Genomic DNA, 25094 nt, shown 5'->3' on the forward strand with positions numbered 1-25094 from the left:
GATTCTAGGTTATTTACAAATAAAACATAAGGTTTTTATTAATTTGAATTTTTAGTCAGCTTTTTTTGTTTTGCTAATTCAAATTCTTTTGTTCTCTTTAGTTGTTCTTCGAGATTCCATTCAAAATTGAATCTATTTTTTAGAAATATTGCAATGGAGTCAAGCCCAATTTCAGTTCTTCTATTGTCTATATTTACAGGGTCAAAAACTGGCCATAAATTAAAACTTTTAGTTTTTGAGTAGTATTTCATTTGTCCACCATAAATTTGTAAATCACCTCTTTCTGTAGCAATTCTATCTTCAGCTCTAACTAAAAATCGAGGCTCTAATTTTTTCTCTTTTACGGCTTGTCTCATCATTGGAAGATATTCTATTCGAACTTCATTGTCTGAATGTTGAATTACATTACAAATAGTCCAATTACCACGTTCACCTGACATTTCTTTTGTAGGCCAACCATATTTATCTAGAATATTCTTTACCTTTCTTTCATTAATACTATGGTTTTTCCTGTAGATTGCTTGTTGTTCTTTAACTAAATCTGATTCAGCACCATATATTTTCATAAGTGAATCTCTTAATGTAATTGGTCGCTGTTCGGCATTCCAAATAGTGTCTAGAACAGCAATCAAATTTACTTGATTAACAGTTGTTGTCGATTTTTTTTCTGATTTGATTTTACTAGAGCAACTTAATGTTAATAGTAAACTTATTACTAGAATATATTTCATTTTTAAAACCTTTTTTAATATCATCATTTAATAATAAATAAAATTCATTATTAAATGATGATATATGGTGTTTATTATTAAAGCTTATAACCAGCTAAATCCTAATCCTACATTAAAAATTACTGCATCTCTATGTGCATCTTCATCTAACGAAGCACGACCAAGTACAAGTTTTGATTGTAGGTTAAGTGCAAAGTTATTCTTTTTATAAAATTCATAACCTGTACTTGCCATAACAGCACAACCAAAGTTCCAATCATCATTTACATCATCTTTAATATCATATAGTGCTGGTGAATCTATAGCTAAACCAATTCCACCATGAACCCACCAACGATCTTTTACCCAAAATTGTACCGATGGAATAAAACCTCCAAAGTGTCTGTCATTATCTTGATACTCGTATATATTTCCTGGCAAAGAAACAGTAATGGCAAGTTTTTCATTTAACATATAACCAAACTTTAAATCTGGAAAAACGAATGTTCCTTGAGATTCGTCGAAAGTTTGAATACTAGCGCTATCTTCTAAACTGATAATACCACCACCTACGACAAATTCAAAGATGAAACCATCTCTTTGTGTTGTTTCTGAGTTTTTGTTTTGTGCGTATGTTATACTAGATACTAATGCAAAGGCTACACAAGTCATTCTTAATAAAATTTGCTTTTTGATTGTTCTCATTTTAATTGTTTTCATAATTGTTCTGTTTTTGATTGTTTTAATTTTAATTGAATTTATAATTGTTCTTTTTTTGAATTGATTAATTTTTTAAGACTAAATCTTCTATTATTTTAAAATTTTTATTGTCTGGAACATGTTTTGAATCTTGTAATAAGATTATTTCCTTTAATGATGGAAAAATTTGTTTTGCTTTTTTTACCTGGAAACATAAGATCTTTTTCCGCAGCTATTATTGTAAGTGGTGTTAAGAATACTTTTTGTTTTTATACATTGTCAGCACTTGTTTTTCTTTTTAATACTTTAATTCCAAGTGCTATTAATACTACTATCAATGCAATAAAAAATATACTTGTTGAAATGCTTTTTATAACCGAAAATATATTAGTTGCATAAACTGTAGTCTCTTTCAATTTGGGATAATTTTTAAGCATTGTAATAATCCCTAAATTCTCCAAATAATCTGCAACTCCGGCAATTATTGGTAATAGACTAAGAAAGATATAAGGGGAATTTAATTTGTTCAATTTTTTTAAGAAATATCCCAAAAGTAAACAGTAAGTGAGTCCGAATAATAGTGGGTAAATCATATCCACAGGTATTTGGTTGTTTAGATAAGTCGAACGTCCATTTTCTCCAAGTAAATTGAATAATTTACTTACATAATCCAAATCATATCCTGTAGGCATCATATCCAATAATCTCATTCCGTTAGAGAATTCCATTGTTTTGGGAATTGTAACAGTCAGCATAAAGGTGTACACAACATTTGTCAAGAAAAAAAGTCCTAGAACTTTTTTTCCTGAAATATTCCTTTCTATAAATTTGATTAATCGTTCCATTTTTCTTTTCCTTTTTTAGTTTTGAAAAACATATACTGTTCGTTTTTTAATTAATTATTATTGATTGATGATAACTATATTCCCTACTTTTCGACCAGTTTCAAGATATTCATGGGCTAGCTTTATTTCTGACAATTTGTAGGCTTTATCAATATTGGTGTGAAGTTTTTCGTCTTTAAAAAGAGAAACTAATTCTTTAAATAATTGTTTTAATTCCTCTGTTTTTTTAAGACCTGTAGCAGCAAATTTTACTTTTTTAGAATTTATTATTGAATGCCATAGTGTTCCAAAACTTAAAACAGGAGTCATAAAAATTCCTTTATTGGTTAAAACATTCTCACAGTCTTTAAAATTTAAAGTTCCAACAGAATCATAAATGATATCATATTTATTTTGAGAATTTGTAAAATCTTCATTTTTATAATCAATAACTTCATCAGCTCCTATAGATTTTACAAAATTTACGTTTTTAGTACTGCAAACTCCTGTTACTTTTGCACCCATAAGTTTTGCCAGTTGAACTGCAGCAGTTCCCAAACTACCAGAAGCTCCATTTACTAAAATATGTTGCCCTTTTTTTATATTTGCAATGTCTTTTAAGAAGTTATAAGAGGTTAAAAAACCATCGCAAATTGGAGCTGCTTCTTGATGTGAAATAGTAATTGGTTTATGTTCAACTATCATATCTTCAGCAATACATATATAATCTGCATTACAACCATTACTAAATAGTTTTTCACCAAATACGGCATCACCAATATTAAATTTTGAAACTTCATCACCTATAAACTCAATTACACCTGAAAATCCTGTGCCTAGTGACGTATTCTTAGGCTTAAAAAAGCCTAAAAACAATCTTCTAAATTTTGGTGAACCTTGCCTCATCATAGTATCTGCTCTTGTTGAAGATGAAGCTTTTATTTTTATTAAAACCTCATTAGGTTTAGGTGTTGGTATTTCAGTATCGATAACCTGAATAACTTTTGGAGAACCGTATGTTTTATAAATTGCTGCTTTCATAATTGTTATTTATTACAATAAAGTTGGTGAAAAGTTTAAGTTTTAAACGTTCATATTTAGAGGCTTGAACTAACTTATGCGTATTAATAATTACTTAATAATTGTAAAAGTTTTACAATTATTAAACGTAAGGTTTAAGTCAATTTAGTTTCTTGTTTAAAGACGTTTTTATACTTAAGATGTAACTTTTTATGTGCTTAAAATTTCATTAACTATTTTAAGGTCAATTGATTATGTGTTTTAATACATGTTTATTAATTATTAGTAGTAAGGTTATTTATTTAAAACCATTTCTAGGAATTTTGTTTTCCCAACTTTACCAACTGCGTAATTAATTACTTTTCCATTTGGGTCAATAATAATTGTTGTTGGTGTGGTGCTAATATTATATTGCTTTATGAGCTTTTCAAAATTTGGGTCATCCATATCAACCTCAACCGGAATAACTTTATATTGAATTGCTTTCATAATTTTAGTATCAGCAAAAACTTCACGTTTCATAATTCTACAAGGTGAGCACCATTTTCCTGTAAAGAATATCAGTACATTTTTGTTTGAATTTTTTGCTAGTTCTTTTGATGCTACTATATCATTACTCCAAACTACATTGTTAGTAGGTACATAGAATGAATACCAAGCATACCAAAGAGATACAACAAGAAAAGTTAGCCAAAAAAAGCTCCAAAATGGATGAGATTTCTTTTTTGATTTATTTTGTTTCATAATTTGATAGTTTTTTAATTCCATTAATTTTTATTCTGAAGTTCAGTATAGGTAACTTTTAGTTTCTGTAATGATTCAATGGCATTACCATAAGCCTCTCGATTTTGTGCAATCGTAGTCATTCTTGTTAAAACCATATTTTCAAAATAGATGTCTTTGCCATAATTTTTAGATGAGGTTCCCATATTCCTAAATTTTACGTTTCTCATCAAAAAATTTTCGTAATACGCTTCAATTGTCTTTTGTTCTGAAGATTCAAGTTTTTCTATTGGGTTGAATGTTTCATATGTTTCAGAGATAGCATTGCGTAAGTTTAAATCATCAAATAATTTTAAATCACCAGAAAATTTTAAATTTTCATAGGTTATCATAATTGGATAAAATTTTTTAGACATGATTAAATAGAATGATTTTGTCGATAACCTTGGGTTATCATAATCTTTGTATAATAAAATTTTGAATACTGTATCTAACTCTTTAAGCATTTGCAATGCCTCATCATCAAGAAGAGTTAACTTTTTTAGGTTGCGCTCTGCTTCATCATGTAACTGAATAATGTAAGAATTTCGTAACTCTAATTTCTTCTTGCTATTTGAATGTTCATTAATTGTTAATGCGATAAGAATTCCTACAATAACAAGAATAATTTCTCCAGCAGCATAAGCAAAATAATTTGTAAATTTATTTTTAGCCAGTATTTTTCGTCTATTTTTTCTAAATATTTTAATCATAATTTAGTGGTTTATCGAATTGATACGCTGGTTATTGGATTGGTTCTATATACGTTTTAGTTGTTTCTGTATTACATTTTTAAATTTCCAGTCTAAACCAAATAATGGCCTTAAAATTGAAATTCTTCGTATTATAAATTCATACAGTAAATAGCATCCAACAAATGTGATAAGTATTATTAGAATGAATGCAATAAGTGCAGGTAAGTGAAAAGGCAATATAAATTTCGCAGCTAGATACAATACAACCATATGTATGATATATACTGGATATGCAGCCTTACTTAAATATGATAAAGCTTTACTTGGTTTGTTAAGGTATTGGTAGCAGAATCCAAATATTGAGAATATCCAACAATTGCTTTCAATAGAAATTAAGTATAATGGACCTTCAGTAGCGAAGACTACATATCTTACGGTATATAAAATAGCAGCTAATCCCAAAAATAACCATTTCCATTGTTTTACGGTATTCCAAAATACTTTTCCTGTTTGCATAAAAAGGAAGCCGAAAAAGAAAGCCAACAAACCAATTGCAAAACCATGCCAAGTTTGAGCATACAATGCAAAAGGTTTTGGTTGAAATATTAAAACCTCTGCAACAAAAAATACATTTACAGCTAATAAACCAAGTGGATTATTAAATAATCGCGTTGAAAAAGATAGTAGTTTTAAAAACATACCTTTTTTTATTCCATAAAAAATAGGAAGTCCAAGTAGTACATAAATAAAAATATTTCCTAAAAACCAAAGATGTCCCATTTGCGGATAGTAATTTAATCCCAAATTATAATAATCTTGAAAAACAAACATATGTAAAGGACTTATAGCCACAACTCCAAACAAAAATGGAAGTAATATTCTTTTTGAGCGTTCTATAAGTAATTCTATATTATTACGTTTTCTCAAGGCAAAATAAACACCCATACCAGACACATAGAAAAGTATTGGTATTCTCCATATATTTAATAGTGTCATTGGTTGCCATATTGCAGTAGAAATTTCATCACTTCTTATAAAGGCTATAAACATTGCCCAAGGTTGAAACACAATAGAAATGTGATAAATTAATAAAAGTGTTATAGCAATTACTCGTAGCCAATCGATATCGTAACGCCTTTCAATATACATAATATGGAATTTTAGATGATTTATTTTAGTATTAATTCTTTGTACAGATAACCTATAACCAATTTATAGGCATTTAATTTATTGTAACATCATAGCTACAACAGGTCTCGCTTTTTCTAATTCTTTAAGATCTAAGGTGAAACCCATAGGTTGTAATTGTAAAATTAACATCTCATAAATAGGCTTCATTTGTGCAAAATCTACCATTGCTGTTTCCCTCGCTGTGGCTCCATAATTATTACGAATGGTTTTATCTGTTTTTGCATCTATAAGTAATTGTACAATTTCGATACGACCAAAAAATGCTGCCGTGTGTAGAGCTGTTCCTCCATCATTGTTTTTTACAGATAAATCTGCATTTGCATTAATAAGTACTTTAGCAATTTCTGGTTTATTAAATGTGACTGCAGACATTAAAGGTGTAGATCCAGACATAGCTTCTTTTTGATTAATATCTGTCCCAGCTTCAATATGTTGCTTAACCGCTTCCAAATTCCCGGTTAATACAGCACCATGAATATCTATACTTGGTTTGTTTATTTCCTTTTTTGAAATGTTTGAAGTATTTTTAGTTTCTTTTTTTTGTGAACATGATGTAAGAGAAATTATAATTGCACTTACAATTGCTATACATATTACTTGAAATTTGATTAATTTTATCATGGTTTTAAATTTTAAAAATTATTGTTTCATTTTGTTGATACAAAGATGCGATCAACTGTGATGCAACAGTAAACAGCTATGATTCAAGTGTTATGAAGTTTAACGCAAGACTATAATTTATGACGCAAGGCTATAAATTATGGCGCATTTTATGTTTTTGTTAAAAAAATCTTTGTATAAAGTCAGTTTTCAAAATTTACTTATATTCGTTTAAATTAAAAACTGAATGACTTCAAATTCTACTTCAAATTCATTTTTAACAGAAGCTAAATCTGTTCTTTTAGATAATATTTCTAACGAGCAATTTGGGGTTTCTGAATTGGCTGATGAAATGAGTATGAGCCGATCTAGTTTGCTGAGAAAAATTAAAAAGCAAACCAATTTATCTGCCAGTCAGTTTATGCGTGAAATACGTTTACAAGAAGCAGCAAAAATGTTACAAGAAACGGAGCTTACTGCTTCAGAAATTTCATTTGAAGTTGGGTTTAGCAATCCGTCTTATTTTACAAAATGTTACCGTGAATATTATGGTTATCCTCCTAGTGAAACAAAAACAAAAAAAGAAGAAGAATTAAATGAAGAGGAAAATAATGAAGACGAAGCAAAAGAAATAATCATAAAAAAAACAAACGTTAATAAATATATTATAGCGATAAGTACTATTGCAATAATAGCTATTGTTTATTTGTTTAAGGATCAATTCACTTCTTTTGAATCTAAAGCTACTAAAGAAAAGTCGGTTGCATTTTTACCTTTTAAAAATTTGAGTGAAGATAATTCTAATTTATATTTTATTAATGGAGTTATGGAATCTTCACTTAATAATCTTCAAAAAATTAAAGATTTACGAGTAATTAGTAGAACTTCTACAGAAAAGTATAGAAGTAATCCTAAAACCGTTTCTGAAATTGCCGATGAATTACAAGTAAATTATTTGATTGAAGGTAGCGGACAAAAAATAGGAAATGAAGTACTTATAAGCATTCAATTGATAGATGCTATTGAAGATAGTCCTATTTGGTCTGAACAATACAAATATCAACTCGATAATGTTTTTGAGCTTCAAAATACTATAGCAAAAAAAATTGCAATTGCAATAGAAGCCAATGTAACACCAAAAGAATTGGAGCTTATTGATAAACAACCTACAGAAAATATCACTGCTTATGATTTTTATTTAAAAGGATTAGAAAATCAGAAAGAACAAAGCGAAGCAGGATTAAATAAGGCAATCTTGAATTTTGAAAAAGCAATAGGAGAGGATTCTAAATACGCTAACGCTTATGCTCAGATTGCTATTTGTTACTATTATCTAGATCTAAATAAAATTGAAAAGAAATATTTAGATAAGTTAAATGAATATGCCGACAATTCTCTGTTGTATGATGCTACTTCTGAATTACCTCTGATAGCAAAAGCACTTTATTATATAAATGTAAACGAGTTTAAGTTAGCAATACCTTACTTGGAAAAAGCACTAGAATACAATCCCAATGCTTCATCTGCGGTATTAATTTTATCCGATTTATATGCTCGAATTGTTCCAGATACAAGTAAATACCTTACTTATGCATTAAAAGGAATTAAATTGAATATTGAAGCTAATGATTCTGTATCTAAGAGTTTTACCTATTTGCACCTGAGCAATGCCTTAGTGCAAAACGGATTTGCAAAAAAAGCCTCTGAATACATTGAAGAATCTTTAAAATATAATCCTAGTAATCCTTACGCTTCTTATTTAAAAAACTTTATAGATTATGCTAATGACAGAGATTTAAAATCTTTAACAAATAAAATGCTTCTGGAGTGGAAAAAAGACACTACACGAACTGATATTACACAAGAATTAGCGAAGATGTATTATTTTCAAGAAGATTTTGAGAATGCATTGTTTTATTATAAAAAATACATTAACATACTTACTATCAATAAAATAGATTTGTACCCTGCAGAGAATATAAAAATTGCATATACTTATTATAAAATGGGATTTTCTAGTAAAGCTGAGGAATACTTAAATAAATATAAGGCGTTTTTAGAAAAAGATGAATCAATTTACAAAGAGGCAATTTTAGCAATGCTTTATCTTTATGAAAATGAGCCAGACAAAGCTATAGAAGCTTATAATAAATTTAGTTTACAAGATGATTTCCAATATTGGGTACTTTTATTTATTAAGGAAGATCCTTTATTTAAGCAATTGCAAAACCACCCAAAATACAATGAAACTATTGAGAATATTGAAATGAAATTTTGGGAAAAACATAAAAAACTTAAGGGAACCCTAGAAAAAGAAAAGTTACTGTAAGTTTTTGATGTATAGGTGTGTGTCTAATTAAAAATGGACTAAAAGAATGGGAAGGAAAAAAGAAATGATGAAAAGTTTATTGAGGTATTAACTTTAAAAGTTAATTTAATTAGCTTAATATTTTTCTTCAACTCCTTTAGTAAAGAGGGAAAATAATAATTAAATTTCTTAAAATTTCAAAATATTAAAATTATGCAACTAAGAATAGTGCTTTTAGTAACTTTTTTATTGATTTCAATTAACAGTATTGGACAAAAGAAAGAGGTTATATATAATAGGAAAAGTGTGCAATTAAAGAAGTATCAAGTAGTAGATGTGTCCTTTTTTGCTAAAAAAATAGTGAAACAACCTTTTGAAGTTAATTTTGGTGCAATTTTTACCAAACCAAATGGTGAAAAGCTAAAGGTTTTAGGTTTTTATAATGATGCTAAAGAATGGTTACTGCGTTTTTCAGCAAATGAAATTGGAGAATGGACATACATTACATTTTCTTCTTTAAAAGAACTAGATAATAAAAAAGGAAAGTTTAACATTTCTACTTCGGAAGTAATTAAACATGGAGCAATTGTAATTGATAAAAATAATCCAAAAAAATTCGCTTATGAAGATGGCGCGCCTTACTTTTTACAAGCGTTTGAGATTGATTGGTTATTTGCTTTGGACTATGATAATGATAAAGCAATTCCTAAAACAGAACATTTATTAAGCTTAATAAAAGAAAATGGTTTTAATCAAGTAGTAACTACATTGTACTCTTACGATGTGAGATGGGAAAAGGATGAAAAATTAAAACTACATCCAGAACACGAATTTGGATCAAGAGAAGATATTTTTCCGTTTTTAGGAAGTAACAGCAAGCCAGATCATTCTTCATTAAATATAGCGTTTTTTAAAAAATTTGATCGTGTAATTAGTTCAATGCACAATAAAGATATTGTTGCTAATTTAATGATTTATGTATGGAATAAAAAAGTGAAATGGCCAAAAGCCGGCTCACTAGAAGATGATCGATTTTTTGATTATGTGTTAAAGCGTTATCAAGCATTTCCAAATGTGGTTTGGAATATTTCAAAAGAAGCATTTAGACAATCTATTCCGTATATGTCTGAGCGTATAGAAAGAGCTAAAAAGTTAGATGCATATAATCGTTTGGTTACTATTCACGATTTTAGAAAGGCAGAAGAAGCGCCAATTGATTTTATATCATACCAAGGTGGTTGGAGTACACTTTATACCAAAATGATTGCTGAATATGAAAAGCACAAGAAACCTGTTGTGAATATTGAAAACGCAGGATATTCAGAGGCTAGTTATATGGTTTTTCCGTGTGATTTTATTATTTCCGAAGAATGTTTAAAACGTAATTATCAATGTTATTTTGCAGGTGTATATACTAATTATTATTGGCAAGCTTTGGCTTGGAACGTAATGGTTTATAATCCATATGAGCAAGATGAAAATTTTATAAAACCAGATTTTGAGTATTATAAATATTTAGAGAACTTTTTTACAACTTATAATTATCAAGATTTTTATCCTGTTTGGAATGAACGAAAGATTGGTCATTGCTTAAAAAGTGATAAAGGTGTTTACTTGTACTATATGGAAAAAGAAAACTATCAACTTTCTATATATTCTAATAAAGGCGTTGGATTACCACAAGGAACATATAGGTGGTTTAATACATTTACTGGAGAATTTTCCGAAGAGGTACAATACCAAGGAAAGCATATTGTAAATCCGTTTCATCGTGTTGCCGATGCAATTTTAATACGTGATATAAATAAGTAATTTAAGCCATTTTTTAATATGAAATTCTAGAAAAAGCTTACTGAAACAGTAAGCTTTTTCTATACAACACATCGGATTAGAACAATTTCGAACGATTTTAAGGTACAAATGGTTTTTTTCTTTAATATAAGTGATAATGGTTTTAACTTAGTGAAAGTTAATATTAAATAAATAGAAATATAATTTTCAGTATGAAATCAACAATAAAAATATCTCAACAAATTTCAGTGTTAATAATGTTATTAATTGCTAGTACAATGTTCGCTCAAAAAGCGCCAACTTTTTTAAAAGGTGAAGATCCAAAGCCAAGTAACAAAAAATGGAAACTAATTAAAAATATGTCTGATGAGTTTAATGGAAAAAAGTTAAATCAAGCAAAATGGCAATCATCTGGGCAGGGTTGGATTGGTAGAGCTCCAGGATTGTTTTTAGCAGAAAATGTAAAAGTAGCTGACGGAAGTTTACAAATTACAACTACTAAAATGGATAAAACTGTTGTAAAAAATAAAAAAGAATTTACACATGGTGGAGGTTATGTTGGTTCAAGAAATGGTATGAAATATGGATACTACGAATGTTCAATGAAAGCAAATAAAACATTTATGTCTTCAACATTTTGGTTAATTAACGAAAGTAGAGGAGTGCAAGGTTGCGATAAAAGAACAACTGAACTAGATATTCAAGAATGTGTTGGGCAAATTGTAAACGATGCCAAATGGATGAAGGAATTTGATCAAAAAATGAACTCAAACACGCATAGTAGAAATATTCCTGAAGGTTGCGATTTTAAAAAAGGAACTAGTAAAGGTGGTGGAGCACTTGGAGGAAAAGTGTATGATGATTATCACGTATATGGTGTTTGGTGGAAAAGTAAAGATGAAGTATTGTTCTTTTTAGATGGAAAATTGGTGAAAAAAGTAACGCCACCTGCAGATTTTAGTATTCCAATGCATTTAAGAATGGTTGTTGAAACATACGACTGGAACCCAGTTCCTGCAGATGGAGGAATGAATAAAACAAAAGAAGAAAGAACAACAAAATACGATTGGGTGCGCTCTTGGAAGTTAGTTAATTAGTTTTTTGTTTCAGAAATAAAAAATTCAATAATGAATATTTTTAAACAGTTTGCAATGCTAGTTTTACTTCTTATAACTAGTTCGATAATTGCTCAAAAGGCACCTACCTTCAAAAAAGGTGAAGATCCAAAACCAACTAATAAAAAATGGGAATTGGTAAAGGAAATGTCTGATGAGTTTAACGGTAAAAAGTTAAACAATAAAAAGTGGCAAAGTTCTGGGCAAGATTGGATTGGACGCGCACCAGGATTATTTTTACCTGAAAATGTAAAGGTGGCTGATGGTTATTTAAAAATTACAACTACTAAAATGCCTAAAACCATTGTTAAAAAAGGTAGAGAGTATACTCACGGAGGCGGCTATGTTGGATCTAGAGAAGGAATGACCTATGGTTACTACGAATGCGAAATGAAGGCCAATAAAACATTTATGTCTTCAACTTTTTGGTTGTATAATAATAGAGAAGATGGTGAAGGTTGTGATAAAAGAACAACCGAATTAGATATTCAAGAAGCTGTTGGGCAAATAACTGGTGATGATTATGAAGATTTAAAAAAGTTTAAAAACCATATGAATTACAACACTCATAGTAGAGGTGTTGAAGCAGGTTGTAATGTAAAAAAAGATATTGTAGGAGGAAAGGCCTTAGCTGATAGTAATGTATATGATGAGTTTCATGTGTTTGGTGTTTGGTGGAAAAGCAAAGATGAGGTGTTATTCTTTTTGGATGGAAAATTTGTTGCTAAAGTAACACCTCCGGCAGATTTTAATTTACCAATGTATTTAAGAATGGTTGTAGAAACGTATAATTGGAATCCTGTTCCTGCAGATGGAGGAATGACAGGTACAAAAGAAGATAGAACAACTTTATATAATTGGGTTCGATCTTGGAAATTAGTTGATTAAACATATGTTTTAGGAAGAAACCCATATGAGAATATGAGTTGTATAAAAATTGATTTCTTTTGTTGAAAATATTTACATGAGAATTTCAAAAAACTTTTTAGCATTCATAATCGTGGCTTTCTTAATAAAAATTGGAAATGCTCAACACAAAAAACCTAACATACTTGTTATTTTAGCTGATGATTTAGGGTATGCAACTACAAGTGTTTATGCAGGTAAATCTGCTAAAATAGAAACACCAAATATTAACCGTATTGCTAAAGAAGGTGCAAGATTTACAGATGCTTATGTAACCGCTTCTGTTTGTGGACCATCTAGATCTGGATTGTTAACTGGTAGATATCAACAGCGTTTTGGTATATATGCAAATTTCGATACACAAAGAGGACCTGGAGTTCCTGCTTCAGAAAAAGCAATGGGAACTTATTTTAAAGAAGCCGGATATACAACAGCAGCTATTGGTAAATGGCATGTTGGAGTAAAGTTACCTGGCCAACACCCTATTGATAGAGGTTTTGATAAATACTATGGTTTTAATAGCGCTCAAACAGATTATTTTAATTCCCCTATATTATTTGATGGAAAGAAGAAAGTAAAAAAACACGATTATTTAACTTTTCAATTTACAGATGAAGCAATTGACTTTATTGATGAAAATAACAAGTCTTCAGAAAAAAAGCCTTTCTTTATGTACCTTGCTTATAACGCTGTTCACGGACCAAATCAGGCTCCTGAAGATTATATAGCAAAATTTAAAAATCAACCAAAAGCTATTGCAAAACAAATGGCAATGGTAAATGCTTTGGATGATAGTATTGGACGTTTATTAGATGCTTTAAAAAAAATGGGTGTAGAAGAAAATACATTGGTGTACTTTTTAAGTGATAATGGAGGTTTACCAAATTGGTGGAAAGATTCTAATAAACCTTGGCGTGGTTTTAAACGCGAACAATGGGAAGGAGGTTGTCATGTACAATTTTTAATGAAATGGCCAGGAGTAATACCAGCAGGAGTAACTCGTAATGAAATGGTAAGTTCATTAGATATTTTAACAACAAGTTTAGCCGCAGCTAAAATAAAACAGCCTAAAAATATTCAATTAGATGGTGAAAATATTTTACCAATTTTTAAAAGTGAAAAGAAAGTAGAAATTCATAAATCACTTTTTTGGGCAGGTTCACATGTTGCTCGTTCTGGGGTAGAATATAAAAAAGGAGCTAAACTTTCTTATAAACAAGATAATCCTCCACCATCATGGGCTGTAAGAAAAGGAAAATGGAAACTAGTACAAATGTTGGAGTATTATAAACCAATGCTTTACGATTTAAATACTGATCCAAGAGAAACAAATGATTTATCAGCATCTAATCCAAAAGTTGTACAAAAATTAACTAAAGATTTTAGTGTTTGGTTTAACGATATGAGTGAGCCAATGAGTTGGGATAAAAAATGGTTTAAACAATTAAAGAAAATAAAATAATAAATATGAGAAGTCTTAAAAGTGTAGGCGTAAAATTGTTATCAGTATTAATTTTACTGTTAATTTCAAACAAAATTTTTGCTCAAGAAAAACCTAATATTTTAGTAATATTGGCAGATGACTTAGGATATGCAGATTTAGGGTTTACGGGTTCAAAAGATATAAAAACACCTAATCTGGATCAATTAGCGAGTGAAGGTGTTATTATGAAAAATGGTTATGTAACACACCCTTATTGTGGACCATCGAGATCTGGGTTAATGACGGGGCGTTATCAAGCTCGTTTTGGTATGGAAATAAACCTAACCAATTCGCATTACGATATGTACAACGGTTTACCATTAACTGAACAGACTTTTGCTACTAGATTAAAAAAATCGGGATATAAAACAGGAGTCATTGGAAAATGGCATTTAGGAGGGGCAAATCCGTTTCATCCAAATAATAGAGGTTTTGATTACTTCTATGGATTTTTATCAGGTGGACATACGTATTTTCCATCAAATGTAAAAACTCACATGCCTTTGATTATTCCAAAAAATAACAAACCACATTATGGTGCAAATGAAGGGAGTTTTTGGCCTTTAACTAGAAATAATCAAGCTGGAGAGTTTAAAGAATATTTAACTACAGCTTTGAGTAAAGATGCAGCTAAGTTTATTGAAGATTCAGAAAAACCATTTTGTTTGTATTTAGCATATAATGCACCACATTTACCGTTAGAAGCACCAAAAGAAACTATTGAAAAATACAGTTTTATTAAAGATAAAAAAAGAAGAGTTTATTCAGCAATGGTTGATGAATTGGATCAAGGAGTTGGAATTGTTGTTGAAGCTCTAAAGAAATCTGGAAAGTTTGATAATACCTTAATTTTCTTCTTGTCTGATAACGGTGGGCCAAGAAAAGGAGGAGAAACCTTTGCTAATAATGGTAATTTTAAAGAAGGAAAAGGAAGTATGTACGAAGGTGGATGTCACGTACCATTTATTGTTCATTGGCCTAAAGGAAATTTAAAAACAGGTGAGTTTACTGGATTAGTTTCGGCATTAGATATCGCCGCAACTTCTGTAGCTTTAGGAAAAGGAGATACTTCAGGAAATGAATTAGAAGGTGTTAATTTAATTCCTTTTTTAACTGGAGAAAAGAAAGGTTCTCCACACAATGCTTTGTATTGGAGAATGCAAGATGGCAAAGCTTGGGCTGTTAGAACTGAAGAATCTAAATTTTTGTTGTTAAATAAAAAAGAAGCCAAGCCAGAGTTATTCAATATGGAAAAAGATCCTTTTGAATCAAAAAATATTGTCAATTCTGAAAAGAAAAGGAGAAAAGAAATGGCAAAACTATGGAATGAATGGAATCAAGGAAATAAAGCAAATATCTATTTACAATCAGGTCAATATCAAAAGCAGCGTTTAAATTTTTATAAAGAATTGTATGAAAAACTAGAGGCAAAAGCTTCAAAAAAGAAACCTTTAGTTATTGAGTAGTTTTTATTAGGAGTAAAGAGTAATTAATTATGTTAAAAAAAAGTATTCTAATAGTATTTAGTATAGCGTTAATTTCTTGTAGTTCAAAAGTTGAAAAAGATAAAGTGGTCGATCCAGTGTTGTCATTTTTAAATTTGAATTTTGGTATGTTCATTCATTATAATATGGGAACATATCACGCCGAACAATGGGCAAAACCTAACCACGATCCAAAATCGTTTGCACCAACAAATTTAGATTGTAATCAATGGGCAAAAGCAGCGAAATCAGCTAAAATGAATTATGCTGTGTTTACTACAAAACACCACGATGGATTTTGTTTATGGGATACTAAAGTAACCGATTACGATATTGCAAGTAGTTTATACAACGGCGATATTGTAAAGGAATATGTAGACGCTTTTAGAAAAGAAGATATAAAAATTGGTCTATATTTTTCTGTTTGGGATAGACAACATAAGATTGAAAATGGTAATATAAATCCGGATAACATTCAATTTACAAAGGATCAGTTAACAGAGCTTTTAACCAATTATGGCGAAGTAATTTGTATTGTTATAGATGGTTGGGGATCAAAATGGGGAAGAGGGCCAAATTTTGAAGAATTACCATTTAATGTATTGGCAGATCATATTCATTCAATCCAGCCAAATTGTTTGGTTATAAATCACAGTTGTAAAACCGATTTAAATGTAACTCAATTAGTGCATTATGAAGCTACACACGGACAACATTGTCCGTTTGATAATACGTTGCCTTCGCAACAAGGCCCAACATTGCAATCTACTTGGTTTTGGGAAAAAGGTTATGAAAACCAAGAATTAAAATCTGTAGCTTCAGTTGTTAAAGAATTGAATTTTGCAAATTCACATTATTCGAATTATTTATTGAATGCAGCGCCAAATGATAAAGGTTTAATGGATGAAAACGTGGTGAATCGATTAAAAGAAATAGGTGAAACTGTTAGCTTTCCAAAACCTTTAGTAGCGTTACCGAAAATTGAAAAACCACATAAAAATGTAAAAGTAATAGCGTCTAGTTCTTCTTCAGAAGAGTTTAAGCCAGAAAATGTTATTGATTGTGATTTATTTACTCGTTGGCAATTTGCTGAAGGAGATGAAAATCCTTGGATTGAATTAGATTTTGGAAAACCAGAAACTTTTAACCAAGTAATTTGTGGTGAGTTTAAAAAAGGTGTAGAGAAATTTAAAATTGAAGCTTTGATTCATGGAGATTGGAAATTGTTAGCTGAAGGAAATAGAATTACCAATAATTTTAATGCTTCATTTAATGATGTAACCGCTCAAAAATATAGATTAACAGTATTGGAAAGTTCTCAATTACCTAGAATTGCTGAAATTACTTTTGTGAAATATTAATGACTAATAAAATAACTAAACATAATTTTAATAATGGCAGGCATGATAATTAAGTTTGGTTTGATGCTGGATTTAATAGAAATAAAAGTATGATTACTTCAATATTGAACAAATTAGCTTAAAAAGAGGGGTTTTCCATCGATTTTATTTGCATCTGCTTGTTCATAAATAACAAGTGTAAAAATTGGTAGAAACTCATTAAGTATGGAAATTTCAACTGCTAATTCTTGTAATATAAAAAAGTTGTAAATAACTATTGAAGAGTTTGTTAAAAAGGAAAGCTATGCAATAGGGCATTAAGCTTCTAAAAGAAATTGAAAGAGGTTATTTAAAGTAATTTTAGATTAAAAAGGTACTACCAATAAAGTTTCAAGACTTAGATTGGTCCTGTCTTTTCCATAAGCCTTATATACTGCTGTAAAATGAGCTTTTCCTTTTAGGTGTTTTTTGTTGAAGACTTTTAGAGAGTCAGCGTTCGTAAAATATTCCATAGTAGCCATAACACCCATTCCGTGATCTGAGAAAAATATAAACTGTGAGGTGTTTTGAGGACCTGGAATTCTTGAAACAATTGCAATATCCGATTCTTGTCCTGATAAATTTAAATTAAGCTTTTTAGGTGGAGATTCTTTGGTTCCTGTAAATATTAACTCTTTATTTTCAATTTTAAAATATGGATTGGCGTTGTTGAAAATTGAAATAAATTTAGTTTCATTCCTTAAGGGGCCAACATACAAATTATTTCCTTTTTTTAGATCTATTATAGAGGTGTTTGAAGAATATCTAATAGAAAAATCATTATTGAATTTTGTAAACAGTTTGGCTAAATCGTGAGCAGATTGCGCTCCCATTTCTGTAATGTATGAGTAGGTTGCTGGTTTGGTTACATCCTTTAATTCAGGCTTTTTTTCAACAAGTTTATAATAATCTTCTGTTTTGTTTATCGAGTAATCTCGTGTCCAACCGGTTGAGCCGGTTACTGTTTTTCCTAGAATTCCAAAAGCATCACCAATTACTAGTGTTGTTGGTTTCTTATTGCTAAAGAAATCTTCCCATACTTTAGGAGGTGTTGGTTTTAAATTATTAATAAATATGAATAACCCTAAAAGAAAAATTATAGCATAGGGTAATAGATGTTTAGGCTTTAAATTTGATAGGAATTTTTTACTAGTATATTGTTTTTCAAATCTAACACTGTATTGACCTTTATCAATGCATATTTTCCAGTCGTTATGTAGTCCAATAGAGGTATAATAAGTATCTAATTTTTTTCGAAGATTATAAATATTTACTCTAACTCGTGGGTTTGTTTTATCGAAGCTAGATTTACTTCCAAAGAATTCAAAATCGATAATGTCTTCTTTTAAAAAGCTACCTTCAATATTTGCTTTCACTAAATAACGTAGTAATGCCGAACTTTTAGGTGATTTTTGAAATACCTTACTTTGTATAATTTCTTCTGTAAGTGCTAATTTTTTTTCTTCTGAAATCATTAGTTTCAAGTGTTTTTAACCGTTACAAGTACCGTTAAATTTAGGTTAAATATAGTTATTTTAATTCATTGTAGTAATTTGTGCTAGCATTATAAAAAAATAATAGATTTATAATGTTGTAAAAGTAAAACCTAATAGAATTAATTAAAATATATAATGAAAAACTTAATCACTTTAGTAATTACATTAACAATAATATTTAGTGTAAATGCTCAAAAAACACAAGATCTTTTTAACGGAAAAAATTTAAAAGGGTGGAAAGCCTTAAATGGTTTTGCAAAATTCGAAGTTGAAGATAATGCAATTGTTGGAATCTCTACAAAAGGATCGCCAAGTACATATTTATCAACTAAAAAGGAATTCACCAATTTTATTTTGGAATACGAAATTAAAATTGATGAAACATTAAATGGAGGGGTTCAAATTCGAAGTCATCACGATCCTTCTAAAGGGGATAATTCTGTGTATGGACCACAAGTAGAAGCAGAAACTTCTCCAAGAGGTTGGAATGGTGGAATCTTCGATCAAAGTAGACTTAATTGGAGATATACTGTTGAATACAATCCCGAAGTTAAAACTGCTTGGAATAATGGAGTGTGGAATAGTGTAAAAGTTATAGCAACTGGAAATAGAATTTCAACTTGGATAAACGGTGTAAATATCGCTAACCTTATTGAAGAAAAAGTAGAAACTGGATTTATAGCATTGCAGGTTCACGCAGCAGGTGGAGCCAAAATTGGTAAAAAAACCAGATGGAGAAATATTAAACTTACTGAAATTTCAGATAATTATAAGTTTGAAACTACTGCTCCTGTTATGAGTTATTTAAAGAATGAACTTACCCAAGAAGAAAAGAATAATGGATGGAAAATGCTTTGGGATGGAAAAACTACTAATGGTTGGAGAGGTGCTAAACAAAATGGTTTTCCTAAGAAAGGTTGGAGTATAAAAGATGGTGTTCTTTCAGTACATGCTTCTGGTGGTGGAGAATCTGAACACGGAGGAGATATTGTTACTATAAAATCATATAAGAATTTTATATTAGAATTAGACTTTAAGTTTACTGAAGGAGCTAATAGTGGTATCAAATATTTTGTTGATACTAATTTAAATAAAGGTAAAGGTTCTGCAATTGGTTGTGAGTATCAAATATTAGACGATAAAAAACATCCTGATGCTAAAAAAGGAGTGGATGGAAACCGAACTTTATCATCATTATACGATTTAATTCGAGGAAATGCTCAAGAGTATATACCTTCACTTTACACCAAGAAATATGTAAATAAAACGGGTTGGAACAGAGCTAGAATTGTAGTGGATGGTAATAAAGTCCAACACTTTTTAAATGGTTGCAAAACTGTTGAATATGTTAGAGGAACTCAGCAATGGAGAGCCTTAGTTAAATATAGTAAATATAAAAATTGGCCTAACTTTGGTGAAGCTAAAGAAGGTCTTATTTTATTACAGGATCACGGAGATGAGGTTCATTTTAAAAATATAAAAATAAAAGAATTGAATTAACCTGTTGTTATTATGAAATCTAAATTTTTTAAAATCATTTTTAGCATATCACTTGTGCTTTTAGTTATTGGCTGTGAAAATTCAATTCAAAAACCTTCAAAAAGTGAAGTAAAAGCAATTACTAAAAAAGTGGCCGATTGGCAAATAAAAACTTTCGAAGATCAGGGTAAATATAGAGCATTGCCGTTACCTGAAAATCAAAAAAAGTGGCATCACAGAAATAGGTACCACGATGCAGAGTGGATGGGAGCAGCATTGTACGCTGGAATGTATGAATTTTCTACTATTACTGCAGATCCAACCTATAGCAAATGGTTGTATGGAATTGGGCAAAAAAACAATTGGAAATTATATAAAAGAATGCATCATGCCGATGATCACGCTGTTGGGCAAATGTACTTGAATATGCAAAAGATGTTTGGAAATCATCGGTTGATAAAACCGTTGCGTAACCAGTTCGATTCAATTTTAAATAGCGATGAAAGAGATAAATGGCACTGGCATTGGGCAGATGCCTTGTTTATGGCTCCTCCAGTTTGGGCAAGATTAGCTAAAACTACCAAACAACAAAAATATTTGGAGTATATGGATGAGCAGTATCATAAAACGTATGATGCTTTATGGGATAAGGAGGAACATTTATTTTATAGAGATAAGAAATATTTAGATCAAAAAGAAGAGAATGGTAAAGGTATATTTTGGTCGCGTGGAAATGGATGGGTTTTTGGTGGTTTAGCCCTAATGATACCAGATTTCCCTAACGATTGGGATGGTAAACAGTTTTATGTTGAAACATTTCAACAAATGGCAGAAACGTTGAAAAATACACAACGAAAAGATGGAACTTGGTCTTCGGGAATATTAGGTGGTGAAAAAGCATATCCAACAAAAGAAATTAGTGGTTCTGCATTTTTTGTGTTTGGATTGGCTTGGGGAATTAATAACGGAATATTGAATGCTGAAGTTTATGAACCAACTTTAATTAAAGGTTGGAAAGCTTTAACAGAATGTGTTACCGAAGATGGTTTGGTTGGCTATATACAACCTGTTGGAGCTGCTCCTGGAAATAGCTTTCCAAATTATACAGAATTGTATGGTGTGGGTGCTTTTTTAGCTGCTGGAGCAGAAATGTATAAATATGTTGAGAAAATTGAGGACGCAAATTCAACCAAAAAAGAAGTTAGCGAATTTACTACTTTTATGAATGATGGTGGTTGGTGTTGGTATCAAGATCCACGCGCTATTATAAATAATGGAAAGTTGGTTATTGGAGGTTTAAGTGGCCAAAGTGGAGATGTAAAAGTGAGCGTGTACGATTTAGAAACAAATACAAATAAAGGTACAGTTGTTTTAGATAAAAACTTTCAAGCTGATGATCACGATGTGCCAGCTTTGTATGCTAGACCTGATGGAAGTATTCTTTCTGTTTGGGCAAAACATGGTAACGAAAAAATTCATCATTACAATATTTCATCACCTTCAAACTATTTAGAATGGAATAATAAAAGTGAATTTAAATACGATTATAACGATAATAGAGGTGTAACTTATATGAATCTGTATTATTTAGAAAATGAAAATAATCTGTATAATTTTTATAGAGATGGAGAAACTTATAATCCAAGCTTTATAACATCAAAAGATCACGGAACTACTTGGGGAAACAGAACTCATTTTATTGCTGATGATGTTGAAGGTCGTCAGCGTCCGTATGCTCGATATTTTCAAAAAGATAACAATACTGTGGGAGTTTCATTTACAGATGGTCATCCACGTCAATACGGAAATAGTTTGTATTATGCTGAATATAGAAACGGTGCATTTTACAATGTTGATGGTTCAAAAATTAAAGATTTAAAAGAACCTTTAAGAACTCCTGAAGCTGAAAAAATTTATATAGGTAGCGAAACTAAAGTAAAGCCAAAAGGTTTTGAAAGTGTACCAAATAGTGCTTGGACGTGTGCTATGGGAAAAGATTCAGAAAACAATCCGCATATTGGTTATTCGCTATATTTGAGTAATAATGATCACCGTTATAGAATTGCCGCTTGGGATGGAAAAAAATGGATTGATAAAGAAATTGCATATGCAGGAACGTGTTTGTACACTATGGAAAGTAGTTACACTGGTTTAATGGCTTTTGACCCTGAAGATCCAACTCAGGTTTATATTTCAACAGATGTAAATCCTTCAACAGGTGAAAAAATGAATAATATTCACGAGATTTATAGCGCGAAAATTGGATTAAATGACGATATTTCAACTATAAAATGGAAAGCAATTACTTCAAATTCTGAATATAGAAATATCCGCCCAATTGTTGTAGCAGGTGAAGGGCATAAAGCCTTGATTTGGTTAAACGGACCTTGGAATTCTTTTGTGAATTACAAAGCAGATGTAAAAGGAATAATACTTTCTTCAAAAAAATAAAAAATGAAACAAATTAGAATAGTATTTATTGTTTTAATAAGTGTATTTACAGGTTCATTGATAGCTCAATCTAAAAAGCAAAAAAATATTCTTCTAATTTGTATTGATGATTTACGTCCAGAATTGGCTTCATTTGGAGCGTCGTATATAAAGTCGCCCAATATTGATAAATTGGCAAGTGAAGGTAGAGCGTTTCATAATCATTATGTGAATTCGCCTACTTGTGGAGCCTCAAGGTTTACAATGCTAACAGGAATGTATGGAACCTCCAAAAACGATGCGCTTTTTTTAAGAGCAAAAACAATGGCTAAAAAACCGGCTGAAGTGAATCCTAGTATGCCAGAGTGGTTTCGGAATAATGGATATACAACTGTTTCTGTAGGGAAAGTTTCGCACCATCCAGGAGGAAGAGGCGGTAAGAATTGGGATGAACCTAACGTTATTGAAATGCCAAATGCTTGGGATAAACATTTAATGCCAGTTGCAGAATGGGAACACCCAAGAGGTGGAATGCACGGATTGGCACATGGCGAAATTAGAGTAAAAGCCAATGAAATGGATCTTTTTCAGTCTGTTGAAGGTGAAGATACTATTTACCCTGATGGACATATTACAAATGAGGCTTTAAATCAGATAGATGATTTAACTCACAACTCCGAAAAACCTTTCTTTTTAGCTGTAGGAATTATCAGGCCTCATTTACCGTTTGGAGCACCAAAAAAGTATTTAGATTTATATAAAGGTGTTGAGATACCTGCAATTCCAAGTCCTGAAAAGCCAAAAGGGAAAACAACTTGGCACGGTTCAGGAGAATTTATGAAATACAATCGTTGGGGTAAAAACCCAAATGAAGATACTGTGTTTGCCGAGGAAGTTAGAAGGCATTATGCGGCCTGTGTAAGTTATGCCGATGCGCAGGTTGGTAAAATTATTTCAAAATTAAAAGAAACTGGAGCGGCTGAAAATACAATTGTTGTTTTGTGGGGAGATCACGGTTGGAATTTAGGTGATCACGCAATTTGGGGTAAACATAATTTATTTGAAGAAGGTGTGCATTCGCCATTAATTATTTCTTATCCAAATTTGAAAAAGAAAGGGAAAAGTACCAATGCCATAGTTGAAACAGTTGATATATTTCCAACATTATGTGATTTAACCGGATTAGAAATTCCAGTATTTATTAATGGGAAATCTTTAAAACCGCAATTAAAAAAGTATAATAAAACAGGACATACTGCTTTTTCTTATAGAAATGGAGTGCATACAATTAGAACTGACAAATACCGATTTACAGTGCATAAGAATGGTGAAATGGAATTATATAACCATAAAACGGATCCTTATGAAACTAAAAATATAGCATCAGAAAATTCTGCTGTAACTAAAAAATTAATGGTGTTACTTTCTAAAAAAATAAATTCGGTAAAATAGTTATTCAACTATACCAAAATCATAAATAACAACTTCGTTATATTTTTCGTTAGGCTTTAATAAAGTTGATGGGAAATTTGAATGATTTGGGCTATCAGGGAAATGCTCAGTTTCCAAACAAAAAGCTGAATGTTGCCCATATTTTATTCCTTTTTTACCAGTAAAATCTCCAATTGCATTTCCTGAGTAAAATTGAACTCCAGGTTGAGTTGTGGTAACGGTTAAAGTTCTTCCAGATGTAGGTTCAATTACTTTAATAACTTCTTCCAACTTATTTTCAGGTTTGTTAAAAATATAGCAGTAGTGATATCCATTATGATTTAATTGGTGGATATTATCTCCAATTCTTGTCATTTTTGTTAAATCCCAATCAGTTCCTTTTACTGTTGAAATTTTTCCAGTTGGAACTATGTCTTCATCAATTTCGGTATAATTATCTGCTTTAATTTGAATTTTATGATTGTAAATTTTTTCTTTCATAGCAGTTAGGTTAAAATAACTATGCTGCGTAAGATTTACATGCGTTGTTTTGTTGGTTGTTGCTTCAAATTGTACGTGAATAGCATTGTTTTTTGTTAAAGTGTAAGTAACATAAACATCTAAATTACCAGGAAACCCATTTGTTCCATCTTTTGAAAAATGATGAAATTTAATTCCTTTGCCTATTTTATTTTCAACGTATGTTCCATCCCAAAGCGTTCTGTCAAATTCATTAGCACCATGTGAACAATGAACTTTATCATTTTGTTTAAGCTGGTATTTTACACCATCAATTTCAAACTGACCATTTCTAATTCTATTTGCAAACCTACCAATAGTTGCTCCAAAGCAAGGATTTTTATCTAAATATTGTTGTAAATTATCAAAACCTAAAACTACATCTTCAAAAACTCCGTTTTTATCTGGTGCTAAAACAGAAGTAATAATACCTCCATAATTGGTTAGTTTAACGGTCATTCCATTTTTATTTGTAAGTGTATATAAAAAAGCAGTTTTCCCATTAACAGTTCCCCATTCTTCTTTTTGAAATCCTGTTTTTTTGGTTGAACAACTTGTTAGTAATACTATACAAAATATATATAGTATGGTGTTTTTTTGAAAGTAGATACTTTTTAATACGTTTAGTAACATTTTGTGTTATGGTTAGTTGTTTGTGTATGGTTTAGATTTAGTGTTTCATAAAAACGAAATCTTATAGCCAAATATACCTACTAAAATATCAAAATAGAAATAAATTCAACCTTTATAAATGTTGCTATAAATGTGTATT

General features: G+C 30.3%; 20 protein-coding genes. 10 read left to right on the forward strand and 10 right to left on the reverse strand.

Translation table 11 applies throughout. The features are described 5' to 3' along the window. Positions 1-38: 38 nt before the first annotated feature. The 8 genes from BLU40_RS02475 to BLU40_RS02515 form a co-directional block, all read right to left on the reverse strand. Positions 39-731 carry a DUF6624 domain-containing protein gene (locus BLU40_RS02475; protein ID WP_090120316.1) on the reverse strand — a complete coding sequence of 231 codons (693 nt, stop codon included), beginning with the start codon at positions 729-731 and terminating at the stop codon, positions 39-41. A gap of 84 nt (positions 732-815) precedes the next feature. Then, positions 816-1430: a hypothetical protein gene (locus BLU40_RS02480; RefSeq protein ID WP_245729882.1), complete on the reverse strand. Its 615-nt coding sequence runs from the start codon at positions 1428-1430 to the stop codon at positions 816-818. Positions 1431-1678: 248 nt separating this feature from the next. Continuing rightward, the gene (locus BLU40_RS02490; protein WP_090119371.1) at positions 1679-2254 is read right to left on the reverse strand and encodes a hypothetical protein; all 576 of its coding nucleotides are present in this window, start codon (positions 2252-2254) and stop codon (positions 1679-1681) included. 57 nt (positions 2255-2311) lie between these two features. After that, entirely contained in the window at positions 2312-3274 is a 963-nt protein-coding gene (locus BLU40_RS02495; RefSeq protein WP_090119373.1) for an NAD(P)-dependent alcohol dehydrogenase, read from the reverse strand. Positions 3275-3547: 273 nt separating this feature from the next. Beyond that, a complete protein-coding gene (locus BLU40_RS02500) occupies positions 3548-3997 on the reverse strand; it encodes a thioredoxin fold domain-containing protein (RefSeq protein WP_245729883.1) in 450 nt (149 codons plus the stop codon). A 23-nt stretch (positions 3998-4020) separates the two neighbouring features. After that, positions 4021-4728, reverse strand: a complete 708-nt coding sequence (locus BLU40_RS02505; protein ID WP_090119378.1) for a hypothetical protein — start codon at positions 4726-4728, stop codon at positions 4021-4023. A gap of 45 nt (positions 4729-4773) precedes the next feature. Beyond that, positions 4774-5859: an acyltransferase family protein gene (locus BLU40_RS02510; protein ID WP_090119380.1), complete on the reverse strand. Its 1086-nt coding sequence runs from the start codon at positions 5857-5859 to the stop codon at positions 4774-4776. Positions 5860-5937: 78 nt separating this feature from the next. Then, on the reverse strand, positions 5938-6522 hold the full coding sequence (locus BLU40_RS02515; protein ID WP_090119382.1) for an ankyrin repeat domain-containing protein: 585 nt from the start codon (positions 6520-6522) through the stop codon (positions 5938-5940). A 226-nt stretch (positions 6523-6748) separates the two neighbouring features. Between BLU40_RS02515 and BLU40_RS02520 the strand changes: the two genes are divergently transcribed. The 7 genes from BLU40_RS02520 (at position 6749) to BLU40_RS02550 (ending at position 16949) form a co-directional block, all read left to right on the forward strand. Continuing rightward, complete coding sequence (locus BLU40_RS02520; protein ID WP_090119384.1) at positions 6749-8830, forward strand: helix-turn-helix domain-containing protein; 2082 nt, start codon at positions 6749-6751, stop codon at positions 8828-8830. Positions 8831-9022: 192 nt separating this feature from the next. After that, positions 9023-10621: a DUF5060 domain-containing protein gene (locus BLU40_RS02525; RefSeq protein ID WP_090119385.1), complete on the forward strand. Its 1599-nt coding sequence runs from the start codon at positions 9023-9025 to the stop codon at positions 10619-10621. A 191-nt stretch (positions 10622-10812) separates the two neighbouring features. Beyond that, on the forward strand, positions 10813-11697 hold the full coding sequence (locus tag BLU40_RS02530) for a family 16 glycosylhydrolase (RefSeq protein ID WP_090119387.1): 885 nt from the start codon (positions 10813-10815) through the stop codon (positions 11695-11697). A gap of 30 nt (positions 11698-11727) precedes the next feature. Further along, positions 11728-12603 carry a family 16 glycosylhydrolase gene (locus BLU40_RS02535; RefSeq protein WP_090119389.1) on the forward strand — a complete coding sequence of 292 codons (876 nt, stop codon included), beginning with the start codon at positions 11728-11730 and terminating at the stop codon, positions 12601-12603. Positions 12604-12679: 76 nt separating this feature from the next. Next, positions 12680-14083: a sulfatase-like hydrolase/transferase gene (locus BLU40_RS02540; protein ID WP_090119391.1), complete on the forward strand. Its 1404-nt coding sequence runs from the start codon at positions 12680-12682 to the stop codon at positions 14081-14083. Positions 14084-14088: 5 nt separating this feature from the next. Beyond that, the gene (locus BLU40_RS02545; protein ID WP_090119393.1) at positions 14089-15570 is read left to right on the forward strand and encodes a sulfatase family protein; all 1482 of its coding nucleotides are present in this window, start codon (positions 14089-14091) and stop codon (positions 15568-15570) included. 29 nt (positions 15571-15599) lie between these two features. Next, the gene (locus BLU40_RS02550; RefSeq protein ID WP_245729884.1) at positions 15600-16949 is read left to right on the forward strand and encodes an alpha-L-fucosidase; all 1350 of its coding nucleotides are present in this window, start codon (positions 15600-15602) and stop codon (positions 16947-16949) included. A 344-nt stretch (positions 16950-17293) separates the two neighbouring features. Here BLU40_RS02550 and BLU40_RS02555 read toward each other — a convergent pair whose 3' ends face one another. After that, on the reverse strand, positions 17294-18442 hold the full coding sequence (locus BLU40_RS02555; RefSeq protein WP_090119395.1) for a helix-turn-helix domain-containing protein: 1149 nt from the start codon (positions 18440-18442) through the stop codon (positions 17294-17296). A gap of 156 nt (positions 18443-18598) precedes the next feature. On the opposite strand from BLU40_RS02555, the gene BLU40_RS02560 reads away from it, so the two are divergent. From BLU40_RS02560 to BLU40_RS02570, 3 genes are read left to right on the forward strand one after another with little or no spacing between them, the layout of a single operon-like run. After that, the gene (locus BLU40_RS02560; RefSeq protein WP_090119396.1) at positions 18599-19963 is read left to right on the forward strand and encodes a 3-keto-disaccharide hydrolase; all 1365 of its coding nucleotides are present in this window, start codon (positions 18599-18601) and stop codon (positions 19961-19963) included. A gap of 12 nt (positions 19964-19975) precedes the next feature. Beyond that, positions 19976-22393, forward strand: a complete 2418-nt coding sequence (locus tag BLU40_RS02565) for a glycoside hydrolase family 88 protein (RefSeq protein WP_090119398.1) — start codon at positions 19976-19978, stop codon at positions 22391-22393. Positions 22394-22396: 3 nt separating this feature from the next. Continuing rightward, positions 22397-23824, forward strand: coding sequence for a sulfatase (locus tag BLU40_RS02570; RefSeq protein WP_090119401.1), 1428 nt, complete (start codon positions 22397-22399; stop codon positions 23822-23824). On the opposite strand, the gene BLU40_RS02575 is transcribed toward BLU40_RS02570, so the two are convergent. Beyond that, the gene (locus BLU40_RS02575) at positions 23825-24955 is read right to left on the reverse strand and encodes an aldose epimerase family protein (RefSeq protein WP_090119403.1); all 1131 of its coding nucleotides are present in this window, start codon (positions 24953-24955) and stop codon (positions 23825-23827) included. Positions 24956-25094 lie beyond the last annotated feature (139 nt).

Source organism: Lutibacter oricola (genome assembly GCF_900106565.1).
In the GTDB taxonomy this organism is placed as follows: Bacteria; Bacteroidota; Bacteroidia; order Flavobacteriales; family Flavobacteriaceae; genus Lutibacter; species Lutibacter oricola.

Excerpts from the sequence above, each read along its gene's own strand:
- BLU40_RS02475 (WP_090120316.1), bottom strand. The coding sequence starts at position 731 with ATGAAATATATTCTAGTAATAAGTTTACTATTAACATTAAGTTGCTCT.
- BLU40_RS02480 (WP_245729882.1), bottom strand. The coding sequence starts at position 1,430 with ATGAAAACAATTAAAATGAGAACAATCAAAAAGCAAATTTTATTAAGA.
- BLU40_RS02490 (WP_090119371.1), bottom strand. The coding sequence starts at position 2,254 with ATGGAACGATTAATCAAATTTATAGAAAGGAATATTTCAGGAAAAAAA.
- BLU40_RS02495 (WP_090119373.1), bottom strand. The coding sequence starts at position 3,274 with ATGAAAGCAGCAATTTATAAAACATACGGTTCTCCAAAAGTTATTCAG.
- BLU40_RS02500 (WP_245729883.1), bottom strand. The coding sequence starts at position 3,997 with ATGAAACAAAATAAATCAAAAAAGAAATCTCATCCATTTTGGAGCTTT.
- BLU40_RS02505 (WP_090119378.1), bottom strand. The coding sequence starts at position 4,728 with ATGATTAAAATATTTAGAAAAAATAGACGAAAAATACTGGCTAAAAAT.
- BLU40_RS02510 (WP_090119380.1), bottom strand. The coding sequence starts at position 5,859 with ATGTATATTGAAAGGCGTTACGATATCGATTGGCTACGAGTAATTGCT.
- BLU40_RS02515 (WP_090119382.1), bottom strand. The coding sequence starts at position 6,522 with ATGATAAAATTAATCAAATTTCAAGTAATATGTATAGCAATTGTAAGT.
- BLU40_RS02520 (WP_090119384.1), top strand. The coding sequence starts at position 6,749 with ATGACTTCAAATTCTACTTCAAATTCATTTTTAACAGAAGCTAAATCT.
- BLU40_RS02525 (WP_090119385.1), top strand. The coding sequence starts at position 9,023 with ATGCAACTAAGAATAGTGCTTTTAGTAACTTTTTTATTGATTTCAATT.
- BLU40_RS02530 (WP_090119387.1), top strand. The coding sequence starts at position 10,813 with ATGAAATCAACAATAAAAATATCTCAACAAATTTCAGTGTTAATAATG.
- BLU40_RS02535 (WP_090119389.1), top strand. The coding sequence starts at position 11,728 with ATGAATATTTTTAAACAGTTTGCAATGCTAGTTTTACTTCTTATAACT.
- BLU40_RS02540 (WP_090119391.1), top strand. The coding sequence starts at position 12,680 with ATGAGAATTTCAAAAAACTTTTTAGCATTCATAATCGTGGCTTTCTTA.
- BLU40_RS02545 (WP_090119393.1), top strand. The coding sequence starts at position 14,089 with ATGAGAAGTCTTAAAAGTGTAGGCGTAAAATTGTTATCAGTATTAATT.
- BLU40_RS02550 (WP_245729884.1), top strand. The coding sequence starts at position 15,600 with ATGTTAAAAAAAAGTATTCTAATAGTATTTAGTATAGCGTTAATTTCT.
- BLU40_RS02555 (WP_090119395.1), bottom strand. The coding sequence starts at position 18,442 with ATGATTTCAGAAGAAAAAAAATTAGCACTTACAGAAGAAATTATACAA.
- BLU40_RS02560 (WP_090119396.1), top strand. The coding sequence starts at position 18,599 with ATGAAAAACTTAATCACTTTAGTAATTACATTAACAATAATATTTAGT.
- BLU40_RS02565 (WP_090119398.1), top strand. The coding sequence starts at position 19,976 with ATGAAATCTAAATTTTTTAAAATCATTTTTAGCATATCACTTGTGCTT.
- BLU40_RS02570 (WP_090119401.1), top strand. The coding sequence starts at position 22,397 with ATGAAACAAATTAGAATAGTATTTATTGTTTTAATAAGTGTATTTACA.
- BLU40_RS02575 (WP_090119403.1), bottom strand. The coding sequence starts at position 24,955 with ATGTTACTAAACGTATTAAAAAGTATCTACTTTCAAAAAAACACCATA.